Genomic DNA, 16,440 nt, shown 5'->3' with positions numbered 1-16,440 from the left:
ATCAAAGGAATGTCTCAGTGCCCCACGGGAAGTAAGGCCGTAGCGAATTCAGCCTTTGGTGGGATCAGCAATGCCAGCCTCTTCGAGATAGTTTAGCGAAGCAGACGTTCGAGCGAATGCAGCGAAAGGCAGCTCCGTCCGCAAAGCCGCCATTAGGTCAAAGGTGCGCGGCTCGGTATCAGGTGAACGTATTGTCCCGCGGGAAGCCGCGCGGCGCCATGCGCCCGGCGCTGGCACGTTTACCGGCCCATTCGGCCAGTTCGGTTTCGGTACGTGTGCGCCCGGCCGGATCCAGCCAGCTCAGCCCTTCGGACAGGGTGAAACTGGTGGCGTCGCTCAGGCCACCGTCCTTGTATTTCTGCAACCGGACGCCTTTGCCCCGGCCCATTTCGGGCAGTTCATCGGCCATGAACACCAGAACCTTGCGGTTTTCGCCGACCACGGCGATCGCATCGCCCGTGACAGGGCGGCAAACCTTGGCGCGCACGTCGCCGCGCACGTTCAGAACCTGTTTGCCGCTTCGGGTCTGGGCCAGCACTTCGGCCTCGGGCACGATAAACCCATCCCCTGCCGAGGACGCCACCAGCAGTTTGCGATCGGGCACATGAATGAACAGATCGACGATCTCGGCCTCGTTGGGCAGATCGACCATCAGGCGCAGCGGTTCGCCCATGCCCCGCCCGCCGGGCAGGTTGGCCGCGCTGAGCGTGTAAAACCGCCCGTTCGAGCCGAAGACCAGCAGCCGGTCGGTCGTTTCCGCATGGAAGATGAACCTTGGCCCGTCGCCATCCTTGAATTTCAATTCGCGCGTCAGGTCGATGTGACCGGTCATCGCCCGGATCCAGCCCATCTGGCTGCACACAACCGTGATCGGTTCGCGGTCGATCATCGCCTCAAGCGGAACGTCCTCGACCTCGGCCGCCTCTTCCAGCCGGGTGCGGCGCGCGCCGCCCTCGTAATCTTTGCCGAACTGCTTCTTGGTCTCTTTCAGCTGCTCGGAAATCTTGGCCCATTGCAGGCCTTCGTCCTCAAGCAGGTCCTCAAGTGCGGCGCGTTCTTCCATCAGTTCGGACTGTTCGCGCAGCAGTTCCAGTTCTTCCAGGCGGCGCAGCGACCGCAGGCGCATGTTCAAGATCGCATCGACCTGAACTTCGGACAGCGATTCCTCGCTCGACGGGGCGGGCGGAACGTAATCCGCCTCATCCATCGCGCGTTTGTGCGCCACGCCCCAGTCTTCGCGCATCAGCGCGGCCTTGGGATCATCGTCATAGCGGATGATGTCGATCACCCGGTCCAGGTTCAGGAAGGCAACAATGAAACCTTCCAGCACTTCAAGGCGGTGATCGATCTTGGCCAGCCGGTGGCGGCTGCGGCGCAACAGAACCTCTTGCCGGTGATCAAGAAATGCGCGCAGAACCTCCTTGAGACTGCACACCTTGGGGGTCAGCCCGTCGATCAGCACGTTCATGTTCAGGCTGAACCGCACTTCGAGGTCCGAGTTGCGATAGAGCATGCCCATCAGAACCTCGGGATCGACATTCTTGCTGCGCGGTTCGATCACCATGCGCACGTCACCCGCGCTTTCATCGCGGATATCGGCGAGGATCGGGATCTTCTTGGTCTGGATCAGTTCCGCGATCTTTTCGATCAGCTTGGATTTCTGAACCTGATAGGGAATCTCGGTGACGACGATCTGCCACTGGCCTCGGCCCAGATCCTCGACCTCCCACTTACAGCGCAGGCGGAATGATCCGCGCCCCGTGCGATAGGCATTGGCGATGTTTTCAGGCGGTTCGACAATCACGCCGCCGGTGGGGAAATCGGGGCCCGGCACGTAATTCAGCAACGTGTCATCGCGCGCGTCGGGCGTCTTGATCAGGTGCAGGCAGGCATCGCATAGTTCGGCAATGTTGTGGGGCGGGATGTTGGTTGCCATGCCCACGGCGATACCGGAAGACCCATTGGCCAGAAGGTTCGGGAACTGCGCCGGAAGAACGACCGGTTCAGTCAGCGTGCCGTCATAGTTGTCGCGAAAATCAACCGCGTCCTCGTTCAGACCTTCCAGCAGCGCCTCGGCCACAACCGTCATCCGCGCCTCGGTGTATCGGCTGGCGGCCGGGTTGTCCCCGTCGATGTTACCGAAATTGCCCTGCCCGTCGACCAACGGATAACGCACGTTGAAATCCTGTGCCAGACGCGCCATCGCGTCGTAAATCGCGGCGTCGCCATGCGGGTGATAGTTGCCCATCACATCGCCGCTGATCTTGGCAGATTTGCGGAATCCCCCGTTCGAGGCCAGCCGCAATTCCCGCATCGCATAAAGGATCCGACGGTGAACCGGCTTTAACCCGTCGCGCGCATCGGGCAGCGCGCGGTGCATGATGGTGGACAACGCATAGGTCAGGTACCGCTCGCCGATCGCGCGGCGCAGCGGTTCCAGAACTTCCGAGGGGTTGTCGTCCCGCTCGATGTTGGGGTCATCTACCAAATCGGTCATAGATCGTGTGTAGCCGCGCCGCGCGATCGCAGCAAGATGGCGCAGAAGCATTTCAACGTGAAATTCGCACGACCGTCATCGGGGCCCCGAACTGCGTTTCATCCGCCACAGGGGAAGTTTTGCGGAATCGAAACCCATGCACCAGATGCGCGAATCTGCTACAGTTATCGAACCAAACTGCTGCGGTTTGGGTTTAGCAATTACGATTGATCTGTTCAGGGGGGTGCAGCATGCCGCGCTATATCATTTTTTCATTTCTCATCATGGGGTGGGCGTTCTACGAAATGAGCGGCGGCGCTGATTTCCAACCGCGCTCTGCCATGCAAACTGCCGATGTGACCGAGGACCGGACTGTTCCGGCACGCGCCGCGCCGGCCCCGATTCTGGTGACGCAAGTCAACCGCGACGACGCCAAGAAACTGGTCACCAAGGCCGCGATCAAAACAAGCCTAGCAAAAATCAAAAAATCTGACCCCGCCGATGTTCTCAAGGACAACGCCGCGGCATTTGCGGCCGCCGACAACGAGGCCAAACTGGTTCAGGTCCGCGCCAGCCTGCAACAGGGCTTGCCGCTGATCGATCAGGGCACCGGCACCGGTACAATTCAACTGGCCTCTCTGGCGACCCCGTCGATTGCATCGGATGCCAATGTCGAGCCTGTTGAAACAGCCGTGCGCGCACCTGTCGTCGCAGGCACTGACCTGCGCGAGGTTCTGGCCACACGCGTCAACATGCGCGCCGGTCCGGGCACGTCCCATGGCATCATCACCCGCGTTTCCCGCGGTCAGAAGGTCGAGGTCCTCACGGACAATGGCGACGGATGGCTGCGCCTGCGCACCCTGCCCGGTGACCGTGTCGGTTGGATTGCCGCCCGCCTGCTGAGCGAACCAACCCGCTAAGGCGACGCGCCCTGCCAATCTGACAGGCGGCGAGGCGCACCGCTGACGTTACGCCGTTTTGGACCAGCCCGCCCTTTGGCGGGCCTTTTCCTGCGACGACCCGACGCAAGCTCGTGTATCAGGGGCACACCAACGGCTTTGCTGACACCAACATATGACACCCCTTTGCATTTGCCGCGTTTTCCCGGCAATAGCTGTGCGCACAGCCAATCGGGAGCCGCGAAATGCAAAAATCCATTCTGATAACCGGATGCAGTTCGGGCATCGGCGAGGACGCCGCCCTTGGGTTGCGCGACCGGGGCTGGCGCGTTTTCGCATCCTGCCGCCAGCAGGCCGATTGCGACCGGCTGATCGCACAGGGGTTCGAGGCGCCCCGCATTGATTATTGCGATCCGGCGAGCATCGAAATCGGTCTGGCACAGGTTCTCGAGGCCACCGGCGGCACGCTGGACGCCCTGTTCAACAATGGCGCGCATCAGTTGAATGGCGCGGTCGAGGATTTACCGGTCGAAGGCCTGCGCGCCCTGTTCGAAGCGAATTTCTTTGGTTGGCACGACCTCACCCGCCGGATCATCCCGGTAATGCGCGCGCAAGGCCACGGTCACATCGTGCAATGTTCTTCGACCTTGGGTTTCATCGCCATTCCCTGGCGCGGGGCCTATACGGCGAGTAAACATGCGCTCGAGGGGCTGACGGATGTCATGCGCCTTGAACTGCGCGGCAGCGGCGTTCATGTCGTCATTTTGGAACCCGGCCCCATCGCGACCCTGTTCCGGGAAAAGGGCATTCCCTATTTCGAAAAATACATCGACTGGAAAAAATCGCCTCTGCGCGACAAATACGAAGAATCATTGGTGCCGCGCATGTATCACCCGACCGGCCCCGACAAGTTCGAACTGCCCTCAAGCGCGGTCACAGCGAAACTGATCAAATCGCTCGAATCCGCGAACCCCGCGCCGCGTGTCTACATCACGACGCCGACCTTTCTGGCCGGGTATCTGAAACGTATTTTCAGCACCCGCATGATCGACCGTATTGTCGCGGCCTGGTAAATCCCGTTCGCCTTTTGGTGCCATCAGCGCTAGATCACGGTTCAACGCAATAATTCTGACGGGGGACGCATGTCCGATCCGCTTTTTTACCTGATACTGGTGGCCATGGCCGCCGTGGTCATCGTTCTTGCCGTCGGCATCGGCGGGTTTGCCAAAGGTGGCGCCTTTAACGCCAAGTATGCCAACAAGATGATGCGCCTGCGTATCCTGTTTCAATTCATAGCCGTGCTGCTGATCCTGCTGCTTGTCTATCTGCGTGGCCTGTAAGGACGACGAAACATGGTTGTTCTGAACAAGATTTACACCCGCACCGGCGACAAGGGCGAAACGGCCCTTGGCAACAATGATCGCGTAGCCAAATACGATCTGCGCGTCGCGGCCTATGGCACGACGGATGAATTGAATTCGCACGTTGGCGTGGCCCGCCTGCATGCGACCGGCGATATCGACACCGCCCTGATGCGCATTCAGAATGATCTGTTTGATCTGGGTGCCGATCTCTGCCGCCCCGACATGGAACAGGACGCCACCGCAGAATACCCGCCGCTGCGCATGATCACCTCTCAGGTGGACAGGCTGGAAACCGAAATCGACGCCATGAACGACGACCTCGACCCGCTGCGCAGCTTTATCCTTCCCGGCGGCACGCCGCTGGCTGCCTACCTGCATGTCTGCCGCACGGTCGCCCGGCGCGCCGAGCGTCTGGCCGTCGAACTGGCCTCGACCACGGAGGTGAATCCGGAAACGGTGCGCTATCTCAATCGGCTGAGCGATTGGTTCTTCGTGGCGGCGCGCGTGGCGAACAATTCCGGCAAGGATGACGTGCTGTGGATTCCCGGCGCCAACCGTTAGCGATAAACTGCGGAATTACTTTCCGCACAGCGGAAAAACGCGACGTTCTGTCTTGTCATTACGACGTTTTTGCACTGTTTCCATGGCACACCTCCCGCTATCAATCGCGGGAGCGAAATTGGAACGAGTCGGCCAGCGGCTCGGTTGAACAAGGAGAGAACCGCAGATGAAGGTACTGGTACCTGTCAAGCGCGTGATCGACTACAACGTGAAGGTTCGTGTCAAAGCGGACGGAAGCGGTGTCGATCTGGCCAACGTGAAGATGTCGATGAACCCTTTCGACGAAATCGCCGTCGAAGAGGCGATCCGCCTGAAAGAGGCCGGCAAGGCTGAAGAAATCGTCGTGGTTTCCATTGGCGTCAAACAGGCGCAGGAAACCCTGCGCACCGCCCTGGCCATGGGTGCGGATCGTGCCATCCTGGTGGTTGCCGCCGATGACGTGCACACCGACATCGAACCGCTGGCCGTTGCGAAAATCCTGGCCAAGGTGGTCGAGGAAGAACAGCCCGGTCTGGTTCTGGCCGGCAAGCAGGCCATCGACAATGACATGAACGCCACCGGCCAGATGCTGTCGGCCCTGCTGGGCTGGTCGCAGGGCACCTTTGCTTCGGAACTGGACATCGACGGCGACAGTGCCGTCGTGACCCGCGAAGTGGACGGCGGCCTGCAGACCATCAAGGTCAAGATGCCCGCGATCGTCACCGTCGACCTGCGCCTGAACGAGCCGCGTTACGCGTCGCTGCCCAACATCATGAAGGCCAAGAAAAAGCCGCTGGATGAGAAAACCGCCGATGATTACGGCGTTGATGTCACACCGCGTCTGGAAATCGTCAAAACCTCCGAGCCCGCGGCACGCGCGGCCGGTATCATGGTCGGCTCGGTGGACGAGCTGGTCGCAAAACTCAAAGAAGCGGGGGCTGTGTAATGGCTGTTCTTCTTCTCGCAGAAGTCACCGATGGTGAACTGGCAATCGACGCAACCGCCAAGGCCGTGACCGCGGCCAAGGCCCTGGGCGACGTGACCGTTCTGTGCGCGGGCGCCTCTGCGGCTGCCGCAGGCGACGCCGCCGCCAAGATCGACGGTGTGGCCAAGGTTCTGGTCGCCGAAGACGCATCGCTGGGTCACCGTCTGGCCGAACCGACCGCCGCGCTGATCGCGTCGCTGGCCGGGGACTATGAACATATCACCGCCCCGGCCACCACGGACGCCAAAAACGTCATGCCGCGCGTTGCCGCGTTGCTGGACGTGATGGTCCTGTCGGATGTGTCCGGCGTTGTCGATGGCAACACGTTCGAGCGCCCGATCTATGCCGGGAACGCCATTCAGACCGTCAAATCGTCGGATGCGAAAAAGGTCATCACCTTCCGCACCTCGACGTTTGATGCCGCTGGCGAAGGCGGGTCTGCCTCGGTCGAATCCATTGGCGCCGCGGATAACCCCGGCCTGTCCGAATGGGTCGAAGACAAGGTTGCCGCATCGGATCGTCCCGAACTGACATCGGCCGGTGTGGTCGTGTCCGGCGGGCGCGGCGTTGGGTCCGAAGAGAACTTTGCCCTGATCGAGAAACTGGCCGACAAGCTGGGCGCCGCCGTTGGCGCGTCGCGCGCCGCCGTCGACTCGGGCTTTGCCCCGAACGACTGGCAGGTGGGTCAGACCGGCAAGGTGGTCGCCCCCGATCTCTATGTCGCGGTTGGCATCTCGGGTGCGATCCAGCACTTGGCCGGCATGAAGGACTCGAAAATCATCGTCGCGATCAACAAGGACGAAGAGGCGCCGATCTTCCAGGTTGCGGATTACGGTCTGGTTGCAGACCTGTTCGACGCCGTTCCCGAATTGGTCGAAAAGCTGTAAACGCAGCGGCAAGTCCGAAAAAGCAAAAGGCCCGCCAACCGGCGGGCCTTTTCGCGTTCAAAGGGGCATCTTGTCCAACAGCGCCTCGGCAATTCTGGCGTGGGTCGCCGGGCCGATCATATGCGCCGCCGCCGGGGCCTGCAGCGGGCCAAAGACCATGCCATCGACCTCGCCCGCATGTTCGGCCATTGCGACCTCGACTTCGACCAGATCGCGCACGTCATCGGCCAGCTGGTCCAGCATCGCCCGTGTCACCAATGCCGGCTTTGCCCCCAGCCCGCTGGCCGGGTCCTGCCCCGGTTCATCCTCGTAGCGGAGCCATAACAGCATCGGCTTTCGCTTGAGCCGGGCCAGCAACACCCGCATCCGCGCCACCCATCTGGCCTGCAATTCGTCCCGCACCATTGCAAACCTCTCGGGCGAGATGCGCCAGAGCGTTCGCAACAGGTGTTTGTTGAAATTGAACTCGGTAAAATCGACCTCACCAAACACCCGGTTCAGCACGGCGGATGGCTCAATAAACCTGTCGTTGCGCCGTGGGTGTACGCGATAGAACCGGTTCGTCAGGTTCTGGGCGCCCATCACCTGCACCACCGCCATCTCGGCCCCCGAGGCAACCTGCATCACGTCTCGGTCGTGCAGAAAGGTATCGAGCCCCGCATCCCCGCACCCCAGATTGACACAAGGTGTTCCCACCGTCTGTTCCACCAGCCGCGCAAAGGGCGCCGCCACGAATTTCCCGAATGTCTCGCTCCCGCCCAGAAAGGCGACATAGGGCGCGTTCAGGTCGCGGGGCGGCCCGCGGAACAGCAATCTGGAATTTCCATATTTACACAGCTCTTCGTCAAGCGCATTGGCGCCCGGTAATTCGAAACTCATTTCACCCACCAATTTTCTTTTCACCCATGGTCAGATTCGGCTCAAAGGCATTGCCAAAATGCTAATGGGCGCATTTGCGGCAAATTGATCGTTACTCCGGCCCTTGTCCCCGCCCCGATTGGGCCGATAAGGTCCCGTAACAGCGGTGAAAGGCAGGGCCATGGCAATTCAATCAATCGGGGTGATCGGCGCGGGTCAGATGGGCAACGGAATTGCCCATGTGATGGCATTGGCCGAATATGACGTGGTGATGACCGACATCAGCCAGGACGCGCTGGACAACGCGATTACCCAGATCGGGGAAAACCTTGCCCGGCAGGTGTCGCGCGGCAAGATCGAAGAAAAGGCCATGACCGATGCGATGGCCCGGATCACCACCACCCTGAACCTGCCCGACATTGGCGCCACCGATCTGGTGATCGAGGCCGCCACCGAACGCGAAAGCGTGAAACAGGCAATTTTCGAGGATCTTCAGCCGCATCTGAAACCGGACACGATCCTGACCTCGAATACCTCGTCGATTTCGATCACCCGGCTGGCCAGCCGCACGGACAGGCCCGAACGCTTCATGGGGTTCCATTTCATGAACCCGGTTCCGGTGATGCAGCTGGTCGAACTGATCCGGGGCATCGCCACGGATGAACCCACCTACAAGGCCTGTCTCGAGGTCGTTGAACGGCTTGGCAAAACCGCAGCAAGTGCCGAAGATTTCCCCGGCTTCATCGTCAACCGCATCCTGATGCCGATGATCAACGAGGCCGTCTATACGCTATACGAGGGCGTCGGAAACGTGAAATCCATCGATGAATCGATGAAGCTGGGTGCCAATCACCCAATGGGGCCGCTGGAACTGGCCGATTTCATCGGGCTCGACACCTGCCTTGCCATCATGAACGTGCTGCACGACGGGCTGGCCGACACCAAATACCGCCCCTGCCCGCTGTTGACGAAATACGTCGAGGCCGGATGGCTGGGCCGCAAGACGCAGCGCGGGTTCTATGACTATCGCGGAGAGGTCATCGTTCCGACCCGGTAGCAGGGCGCGATCAGTTCAGGAATTCAGGTTCAGCGTATGTTCCCGCAACCATGCCATGAAGCCGCGCGGGTCGGTTTCCAGCGGGGCCATCTGATCATCGGTAAGCGGCGCGCCCACGATAGGAGCCTGCGGTTTCTTGCAGGACCGCACGATTTCATGCAGCAACAGGCCCTGCCGCAAAATCGGTGAAATCCGGTTGGCGATCTGATAGGCCCGCGAGTTGCACCCGGGGAAGTAGATCGGCACCACGCGCGCGCCCGACCGGCGGATCATCTTGGCGGTGAACACGTTCCATTCCCGCTCCATCGCGGGACCGAACCAGTTGTCCGACGACATCACCACGCCTGACGGAAACAGGGCCACAACACCGCCTTGGCCCAGATGCTCCATCGCATTGGCACGCATTTCGACCATCTTGCGTTGCGCTTCGGGGTCGTGCGGGAACGGCACCGGGATCATGAAACTGGTCGCGGCCTCGTCAAGGCCGGTCAGAACCGAGCGGGTCAGAATGCGATAATCCTGGCGGACACGACCGATCAGGTCGGCCAGGATCATACCATCGACCATCCCGTGCGGGTGGTTTGCCACCACCACGACGGGCCCGCCATCGGGAATATTCGACAGTTGTTCCTCGGGGGTCAAAAGATCGATCCCCATGATATCCAGCGCCCCGCGCCAGAATTTCTGGCCGCGATATTCGGCATTCTGCCTTTCGAATTTCGATACCATCCGCAGAATGGTCAGCTTGCCGGTGAACCATTCGATCGTGCGGATCGCAAGCGAGGTCCAGCGATCATCAAAGGAATTGGCATAGGTCAGCGTGCGCCGGTCATAGACCTCGCCCTCTTGCGCTTGGCCAACTCGGGGCTCGATGCCCTCGCTGTTGTTATGAGCGGTTTCAACCAATTTGTTCTTCCCGTCCATCCAACCGACTTCGCGGGGGGCGGCTCAGAAGGCCTCACCGAATTTGTCAGCTACCAGCGCTTCTATTGCTCCCGCCAATGCCTCAGCATCCGGCCCCGAAGTTTCAACGTCAATAGTCGTTCCCTTCGAGGCTGCCAACATCAAAAGCCCCATAATGCTATCGCCCGACGCAGACAAGCCGTCGCGCGACACCTCGGCCTGGGCGTCGAACCCTTCGACAACTTCGACAAGTTTTGCCGAGGCGCGGGCATGCAGCCCCTTTTCGTTCACGATTTTCAAGGTCATCTGTGTCATTCGGCAGTGGCCTCTATTCGGAGCTTATATTTTGCGTGTTAATGTATTTCTTGCCTGCGTCCATGGCGATGCGCACCGCCTCTGACACCGGCAAATGGCGGCTTTTGGCCAGCTTGATCAGCATCGGCAGGTTCGCGCCATACAGGATACGCCGGTCTTCCGGCTGACAGGCCATGAGGCTCAGATTCGAAGGGGAGCCGCCAAACAGGTCGGTCACAAGGATAACACCGTCGCCCGCGTCAACCGAATCCGCCGCGGCGCATATTTCCTGCTGCTTTGCGGTGCGATCATGATCTGCCTCAATGGCGACCGCCACCATGCCGGGCTGTTTCCCGACGACATGCTCAATGGCGGCCAGGTATTCCTTGGCCAAACCACCATGCGCCACGATCACAATTCCGATCAAATCGGCCTCTCATCCGTCGTCCGGCCCTCAAGCTCGCGATGTCTAATTGACACCTGCTGACCATCTTCCGCAAGGGCCTTGGCCAGACTTTCCGCAAAGGCAACCGACCGGTGTTGCCCTCCGGTACACCCAAAGGCGATGGACAGATGCGATTTGCCCTCTTCCACATAGGCCGGCAACAGCATCCGGGTCAGGTCGAGAACGCGGTCAAAGAACGGTGCGAACCGGGGGTCATCGGCGACATACCGGGCGACCTCGACGCTGCGCCCGTCCAGCGCGCGCAAGGTCGGCTCCCAATACGGGTTTTTCAGGAACCGGCAGTCGAACACCATGTCGATGGCACGCGGAAGGCCCCGCTTGTAGGAAAACGAATGCACCGAAACGGCGAGCGGGCGCTGACGGTCCGGCGCGAACCAGCCTTCGATTTCGGCGCGCAACTGGTGTACGTTCAATTCGGATGTATCGACCAGCGTGTCGGCCCGGTCGCGGATCGGCGCCAACAGGTCCAGTTCCCGCGCCACACCGATTTCAGGACTTTCTGCAGGGGCCATCGGATGCCGGCGGCGGGTCTCGGAAAACCGGCGCAACAGGACATCGCTGCGGCAATCCAGATACAGAACCGTGAGGTCGGTATCGCCGCGCGCAGCCAGTTCGTCGATCAGGTGCAGCAAGGCAGCAGTCGAAAAATCACGGTTTCGCGTATCAATGCCCAGCGCCATCGGTGTATCCGGCCCCGGCCCTTCCAACAGACGCGGGATCAGTTGCAGCGGCAGATTGTCGATCGCCTCATACCCGGCATCCTCAAGAACCCGGATCGCAGTGGTCCGCCCGGCCCCCGAGGGACCAGTCACAAGGACCAGTTTTTTCTGTGCCGGGTTTGGCAATGTCATACGTCCGTTCGAAGCCCCGATTTCAAGTATTGCACAAGAGCTGCTGCAAAATGTGGGTATGGCGCGCGCGCAAGCAAGGGCACAGATTGACCCAGCACCACGGTTTCGCACATTTCCGGCAGACGTTCCGCTTCGGTCTGGTCCAGATCGACCACCGCACCCACCGGTGTCGGCCCGGCACTGTCGGCGGCCAGAATGCCCAGGCCCCGCGCTTCGATCATACCCTTGATGGTGTCCGGGGCGCGCGCCATCACCTGCCCGCCCTGCACAGTCAGAACAACCCGGTCATCGGCGACCAGCAGCGCGCCATGCGCCATCAGTTCCAGCGCCAGCGCGGATTTCCCGCTCCCCGACGCGCCGCGGATCAACAGCGCACGGCCGTTCAGCGCGACACAGCTGGCGTGGGCGATGTTTGCGCCCGCATCGGGCACGACAGGTCCTTTCGGAACGTCCGGCATCCGATCAGACAGGCAGACCCACGACAAACCGCGCGCCCAGCGGGTCGGACGTGATGTCGGCCTCGGTCGGGCGGATGTTTTCGGCCCAGATCACCCCGCCATGTGCCTCGACGATCTGTTTCGAAATCGCCAGTCCCAGACCCGAGTTATTGCCGAAATGCTCTTCGGGGCGCTGCGAATAGAAGCGTTTGAAAATCTTGCTGAGGGCCTGATCGGGAATGCCGGGGCCGGTATCCTCGACCACGACCAGAACCCGATTTTCACGCTTGCGGGCCCAGACCCGGATTGCATCGCCGTCTTCGCAAAAGGAAATCGCGTTGGTGATCAGGTTCACGAACACCTGCGCAAGACGCGCCTCAAGCCCCTGGATCAGGATCGGCGTTGAGGGCAGATCGGTGATATAGTCGATCCCCTTGGCCTTGGCATCCTCGCCCAGATACTGGTTCAGGTTGTTCAGCATGGCCAGCAGGTCGAACTGTTCTTCCTCTTCCTTGACCAGTTCGGCATCCAGACGCGACGCGTTGGAAATGTCGCTGACCAGACGGTCCAGACGGCGCACATCATGTTCGATGACGTCGAGAAGGCGATCGCGCTGATCGTCGCGCTTGACCATCCGCAAGGTGCCGACGGCGGATTGCAGGCTGGCCAGCGGGTTTTTGATTTCATGCGCCACATCGGCGGCAAACTGTTCGTTTCCGTCAATCCGGTTGTAGAGCGCGGACACCATGCCACGCAGCGCCCGCGACAGCCGCCCGATCTCGTCCGGGCGCGCGCTGAGGTCGGGTATGCGGATACGCCCCGGATTGACCCGCCGCGCATCGCGGTCGCGGCCCAGTTCCGCCGCCTCGGCCAAATCGGCCAGCGGATTGGCGATGGTCGAGGCCAGAACAAGGCTCAGACCGATGGACACCAGAATGGCGACCACGAAAATTTGCAGGACACGCTCGCGTTCGCCACGCACCAGCGCGTCGATCTCCCCGGACGGGCTGGCCACGGCCACCATGCCGATCCCCCTGTCCCCCATCATGATCGGCGCGGTTGCTGACAGAACGGTGCCGCCGGCCGTATCCAGGCTGGTTTCAACTTGCGACCCCTGCGCGATTGTCCCCGGGATCAGCTCGCGCAGCTGTTCTTCCAATGTCAGGTTCCGGTCGCGGCCCCCAAAGGCAAGGACTGACGCCACGCCGTTCCACACCTTGGTCAACCCGTCGCTGATCAGGGTGCGCCCGCCCCGTTCAGGGTCAAGCGCGCTCAGCTTGTCGCTTTGACCGCTGCCCTTGGTCTTGCCGGCCAGTTCGCTGGAAATGTCGAAAACGTAGACCTCGACGCCATTGCGCAGGCTCAGATTGGCCAGCGTCGCGCCAACATCGATGCTTGCCGCTTCGAGAAGGTCGATCGGCCCTTCGGACGGCAACTGGGCCTCGAACACGTTGGCGATCAGTTCCGTTTCACCGACCAGCGCGTTGGCCCGCTGCAAAACAAGGCTTTCGCGGGTGCCGTTCAGATACAGGATGCCAGCGACCAGAATGTTCAGCGCGATTAGGTTGAACATGATGATCTTGCGGGTCAGCGGCGACCCTTTAAGCGAGAAGAAATTGCGCCGGGCCCGTTTGACCTGCAGCTCTTCGGCCACGGTGCTTTCCGGGGCGACCCAATCGTCGCCCAGCACAACATCGCCACTGCGATGAGTCGGAGTGGAGCCCGTGTCTCGCACAAACGTCCTTTCGGCGATGCTCATCCGAGCAGTCTATTCTTCGTTATATCTGTACCCGATCCCGTACAGTGTCTCAATCGCCGAGAAGTCATCGTCAGCGCTGCGCATTTTCTTGCGAAGACGCTTGATGTGGCTGTCGATCGTGCGGTCATCAACATAGACCTGATCGTCATAGGCCACATCCATCAGCTGATCGCGGCTTTTGACAAAGCCGGGGCGCTGCGCAAGCGCCTGAAGCAGCAGGAACTCGGTCACGGTCAGAGAGACGTCATTGCCTTTCCAGCTGACCGAATGGCGCAGCGGGTCCATCCGCAGATGGCCGCGTTCCATCACCTTGGTCTCGGGGCCGGTTCCGGCGGCGTCGCCATCCATGGCCTCTTGACGGCGCAGCAATGCGCGGATGCGTTCGACCAGAAGTCGCTGGGAAAACGGTTTCTTGACGTAGTCATCGGCCCCCATGCGCAGGCCAAGAACCTCGTCGATTTCGTCGTCCTTGGACGTCAGAAAGATCACCGGCATTTGGGTTTTCTGGCGCAAGCGTTGCAGCAGGTCCATCCCGTCCATGCGCGGCATCTTGATATCCAGGACAGCCATGTCGGGCAGTTTCTTGTTGAAGGCGTCCAACGCGGCTTGCCCGTCATTGTAGGTTTCGACCTCGAAACCCTCGGCCTCCAGCGTCATAGACACCGAAGTCAGGATATTCCTGTCGTCGTCCACCAATGCGATTTTTGACATTTAAAATGCCCCTATGATGCTCGTTTATCGTAGATTTTTCATTATTCATCGCTTCTTTGGCGTTTCGAATCAATCCTTAACTGCGAATCACCCGCCGGATCGGCGTGGATTGGACAAAAAAACTGTTGGCATAGGAGGAATTGTATCCCTCGGGCCACGATACCTGTTCGTTTGTTATTGCATGGTTGCGCTAAACATCGCCGTGGTGGCGCTAACTGCGCCAAAGCGTCCTGTTCATGCTGCAAACCAGCGTGATAAGACGCGAAACATCGGCGCCTCCGCCGGTATCAAAGACAACAGCCAGCGCCGGCACAGGAGAATACAAGCATGACATCTGGACGGGTTAACCCGCAGTTCCGCCTCGAAGATCAGGGTATCGAGGGTCTGGGCAATGTCTATTACAACCTTATCGAACCCGCGCTGGTCGAAGCCGCACTGAAGCGCGGCGAAGGCACGCTTGGCAAAGGCGGCGCATTCCTCGTGACCACCGGGAAATTCACCGGCCGCTCGCCCATGGACAAGCATGTCGTGAAAACCGACAGCGTCGCGGACAAGATCTGGTGGGAAAACAACGCCGAAATGTCGCCCGAAGGCTTTGACGCCCTCTATGAGGACATGCTCGAGCATATGAAGGGCCGCGACTTTTACGTGCAGGACCTCGTTGGCGGTGCCGACCCGGCCTATTCCATCGATGTGCGCATGGTGACCGAACTGGCCTGGCACGGCCTGTTCATCCGCCACATGCTCCGCCGTCCCGACCGCGAGGCGCTGGACGAATTCACCGCCGATTACACCGTCATCAACTGCCCTAGCTTCCAGGCTGACCCGGCCAAGCACAACTGCCGCAGCGAAACGGTCATCGCGATGAACTTTGACCGCAAGATGATCCTGATCGGCGGCACCGAATACGCGGGCGAGAACAAGAAATCGGTCTTCTCCCTGCTGAACTATCTGCTGCCTGAAAAAGGCATCATGCCAATGCACTGTTCGGCCAACCACGCCAATGGCAATCCGGTGGATACGGCCGTGTTCTTTGGTCTGTCGGGCACCGGCAAGACGACCCTGTCGGCCGATCCGGCCCGCACGCTGATCGGCGACGACGAACATGGCTGGTCTGATCGCGGCACCTTCAACTTCGAAGGCGGATGCTATGCCAAGACCATCTCGCTCAGCCCCGAGGCCGAGCCGGAAATCTACGCCACCACCTCCAAGTTCGGCACCGTTATCGAAAACATGATCTTCGACCCGGAAACCTTTGAGCTGGATTTCGAGGATGACAGCCTGACCGCCAACATGCGGTGCGCCTATCCTCTGGAATACATCTCGAACGCGTCCGAAACCGCGCTGGGCGGCCACCCCAAGAACATCATCATGCTGACCTGCGATGCGTTTGGCGTTCTGCCTCCCATTGCGCGGCTGACCCCGGCGCAGGCGATGTATCACTTCCTGTCGGGCTTTACCTCCAAGGTGGCCGGAACCGAGCGTGGCGTGACCGAGCCCGAGCCGACATTCTCGACCTGCTTTGGTGCGCCTTTCATGCCGCGCCGCCCCGAGGTGTACGGCAACCTGCTGCGCGAAAAGATCGCCCAGCACGGCGCGACCTGCTGGCTGGTCAACACCGGCTGGACCGGCGGCGCCTATGGCACCGGCAACCGCATGCCGATCAAGGCAACGCGCGCCCTGCTGACCGCCGCATTGGACGGCACTCTAGCCGAGGCCGAATTCCGCAAGGATCCGAACTTTGGCTTTGATGTTCCGGTTGATGTGCCCGGTGTTGCGCAGGTCCTGCTGGATCCGCGCCGCACATGGGATGATAAGGCCGCCTATGACGCGCAGGCCGCCAAACTGGTCCAAATGTTCGCCGACAACTTTGAACAGTATGTTCCCTACATCGACGATGACGTCAAAGCGGCCGCAATCGGCTGATCGCATTCAGGCGGGGCGCAGGAAACT

The 16,440-nt window shown here is 60.6% G+C and carries 18 protein-coding genes; 9 read left to right on the top strand and 9 right to left on the bottom strand.

The genetic code is table 11. From position 1 onward, the window contains the following. Positions 1–178: 178 nt before the first annotated feature. On the bottom strand, positions 179–2,497 hold the full coding sequence (gene parC, locus ACXYMO_RS08335) for a DNA topoisomerase IV subunit A (protein WP_458878235.1): 2,319 nt from the start codon (positions 2,495–2,497) through the stop codon (positions 179–181). Positions 2,498–2,727: 230 nt separating this feature from the next. Here parC and ACXYMO_RS08330 point away from each other — a divergent pair, with 230 nt between their 5' ends. From ACXYMO_RS08330 to ACXYMO_RS08305, 6 genes are all read left to right on the top strand, one after another. After that, entirely contained in the window at positions 2,728–3,396 is a 669-nt protein-coding gene (locus tag ACXYMO_RS08330; protein WP_458878234.1) for an SH3 domain-containing protein, read from the top strand. A gap of 224 nt (positions 3,397–3,620) precedes the next feature. Next, on the top strand, positions 3,621–4,448 hold the full coding sequence (locus ACXYMO_RS08325; RefSeq protein ID WP_458878233.1) for an SDR family NAD(P)-dependent oxidoreductase: 828 nt from the start codon (positions 3,621–3,623) through the stop codon (positions 4,446–4,448). A 69-nt stretch (positions 4,449–4,517) separates the two neighbouring features. Next, positions 4,518–4,715, top strand: a complete 198-nt coding sequence (locus tag ACXYMO_RS08320; protein WP_458878232.1) for a twin transmembrane helix small protein — start codon at positions 4,518–4,520, stop codon at positions 4,713–4,715. Between the two features lie 12 nt (positions 4,716–4,727). Further along, positions 4,728–5,300: a cob(I)yrinic acid a,c-diamide adenosyltransferase gene (locus tag ACXYMO_RS08315; protein WP_458878231.1), complete on the top strand. Its 573-nt coding sequence runs from the start codon at positions 4,728–4,730 to the stop codon at positions 5,298–5,300. Between the two features lie 166 nt (positions 5,301–5,466). Next, positions 5,467–6,225 (top strand): electron transfer flavoprotein subunit beta/FixA family protein, encoded by a 759-nt coding sequence (locus ACXYMO_RS08310; RefSeq protein ID WP_458878230.1) that lies wholly within the window; start codon positions 5,467–5,469, stop codon positions 6,223–6,225. Next, positions 6,225–7,151 (top strand): electron transfer flavoprotein subunit alpha/FixB family protein, encoded by a 927-nt coding sequence (locus tag ACXYMO_RS08305; RefSeq protein ID WP_458878229.1) that lies wholly within the window; start codon positions 6,225–6,227, stop codon positions 7,149–7,151. The genes ACXYMO_RS08310 and ACXYMO_RS08305 overlap by 1 nt, the downstream gene beginning before the upstream one ends. Positions 7,152–7,208: 57 nt before the next feature. Here the strand turns inward: ACXYMO_RS08305 and ACXYMO_RS08300 are convergent, their stop codons facing one another. Then, positions 7,209–8,030 carry a DUF6473 family protein gene (locus ACXYMO_RS08300; RefSeq protein ID WP_458878228.1) on the bottom strand — a complete coding sequence of 274 codons (822 nt, stop codon included), beginning with the start codon at positions 8,028–8,030 and terminating at the stop codon, positions 7,209–7,211. Between the two features lie 160 nt (positions 8,031–8,190). Between ACXYMO_RS08300 and ACXYMO_RS08295 the strand changes: the two genes are divergently transcribed. Continuing rightward, positions 8,191–9,066: a 3-hydroxybutyryl-CoA dehydrogenase gene (locus tag ACXYMO_RS08295; RefSeq protein ID WP_458878226.1), complete on the top strand. Its 876-nt coding sequence runs from the start codon at positions 8,191–8,193 to the stop codon at positions 9,064–9,066. A gap of 15 nt (positions 9,067–9,081) precedes the next feature. Here ACXYMO_RS08295 and ACXYMO_RS08290 read toward each other — a convergent pair whose 3' ends face one another. From ACXYMO_RS08290 to ACXYMO_RS08260, 7 genes are read right to left on the bottom strand one after another with little or no spacing between them, the layout of a single operon-like run. Then, on the bottom strand, positions 9,082–9,990 hold the full coding sequence (locus ACXYMO_RS08290) for a lysophospholipid acyltransferase family protein (protein ID WP_458878225.1): 909 nt from the start codon (positions 9,988–9,990) through the stop codon (positions 9,082–9,084). A gap of 24 nt (positions 9,991–10,014) precedes the next feature. Further along, positions 10,015–10,284, bottom strand: a complete 270-nt coding sequence (locus ACXYMO_RS08285; RefSeq protein ID WP_458878224.1) for an HPr family phosphocarrier protein — start codon at positions 10,282–10,284, stop codon at positions 10,015–10,017. A gap of 13 nt (positions 10,285–10,297) precedes the next feature. After that, a complete protein-coding gene (locus ACXYMO_RS08280; RefSeq protein WP_458878223.1) occupies positions 10,298–10,690 on the bottom strand; it encodes a PTS sugar transporter subunit IIA in 393 nt (130 codons plus the stop codon). Next, positions 10,687–11,580 (bottom strand): RNase adapter RapZ, encoded by an 894-nt coding sequence (gene rapZ, locus ACXYMO_RS08275; protein WP_458878222.1) that lies wholly within the window; start codon positions 11,578–11,580, stop codon positions 10,687–10,689. Before rapZ ends, ACXYMO_RS08280 begins: the two co-directional genes overlap by 4 nt. Then, the gene (locus ACXYMO_RS08270; RefSeq protein ID WP_458878221.1) at positions 11,577–12,038 is read right to left on the bottom strand and encodes an HPr kinase/phosphorylase; all 462 of its coding nucleotides are present in this window, start codon (positions 12,036–12,038) and stop codon (positions 11,577–11,579) included. The genes rapZ and ACXYMO_RS08270 overlap by 4 nt, the downstream gene beginning before the upstream one ends. Positions 12,039–12,042: 4 nt before the next feature. After that, positions 12,043–13,752, bottom strand: a complete 1,710-nt coding sequence (locus tag ACXYMO_RS08265; RefSeq protein ID WP_458879067.1) for a sensor N-terminal transmembrane domain-containing protein — start codon at positions 13,750–13,752, stop codon at positions 12,043–12,045. 33 nt (positions 13,753–13,785) lie between these two features. Continuing rightward, positions 13,786–14,487: a response regulator transcription factor gene (locus ACXYMO_RS08260; RefSeq protein ID WP_458878220.1), complete on the bottom strand. Its 702-nt coding sequence runs from the start codon at positions 14,485–14,487 to the stop codon at positions 13,786–13,788. 13 nt (positions 14,488–14,500) lie between these two features. Between ACXYMO_RS08260 and ACXYMO_RS08255 the strand changes: the two genes are divergently transcribed. Next, complete coding sequence (locus ACXYMO_RS08255; protein ID WP_458878219.1) at positions 14,501–14,818, top strand: hypothetical protein; 318 nt, start codon at positions 14,501–14,503, stop codon at positions 14,816–14,818. After that, positions 14,815–16,413, top strand: coding sequence for a phosphoenolpyruvate carboxykinase (locus ACXYMO_RS08250; RefSeq protein ID WP_458878218.1), 1,599 nt, complete (start codon positions 14,815–14,817; stop codon positions 16,411–16,413). Before ACXYMO_RS08255 ends, ACXYMO_RS08250 begins: the two co-directional genes overlap by 4 nt. Positions 16,414–16,440: the final 27 nt, after the last annotated feature.

It is taken from the genome of Arenibacterium sp. CAU 1754, from assembly GCF_054482635.1.
The sequence above is the reverse complement of the archived record's forward strand: the minus strand, read 5'-3'. Positions and strand labels throughout refer to the sequence as shown.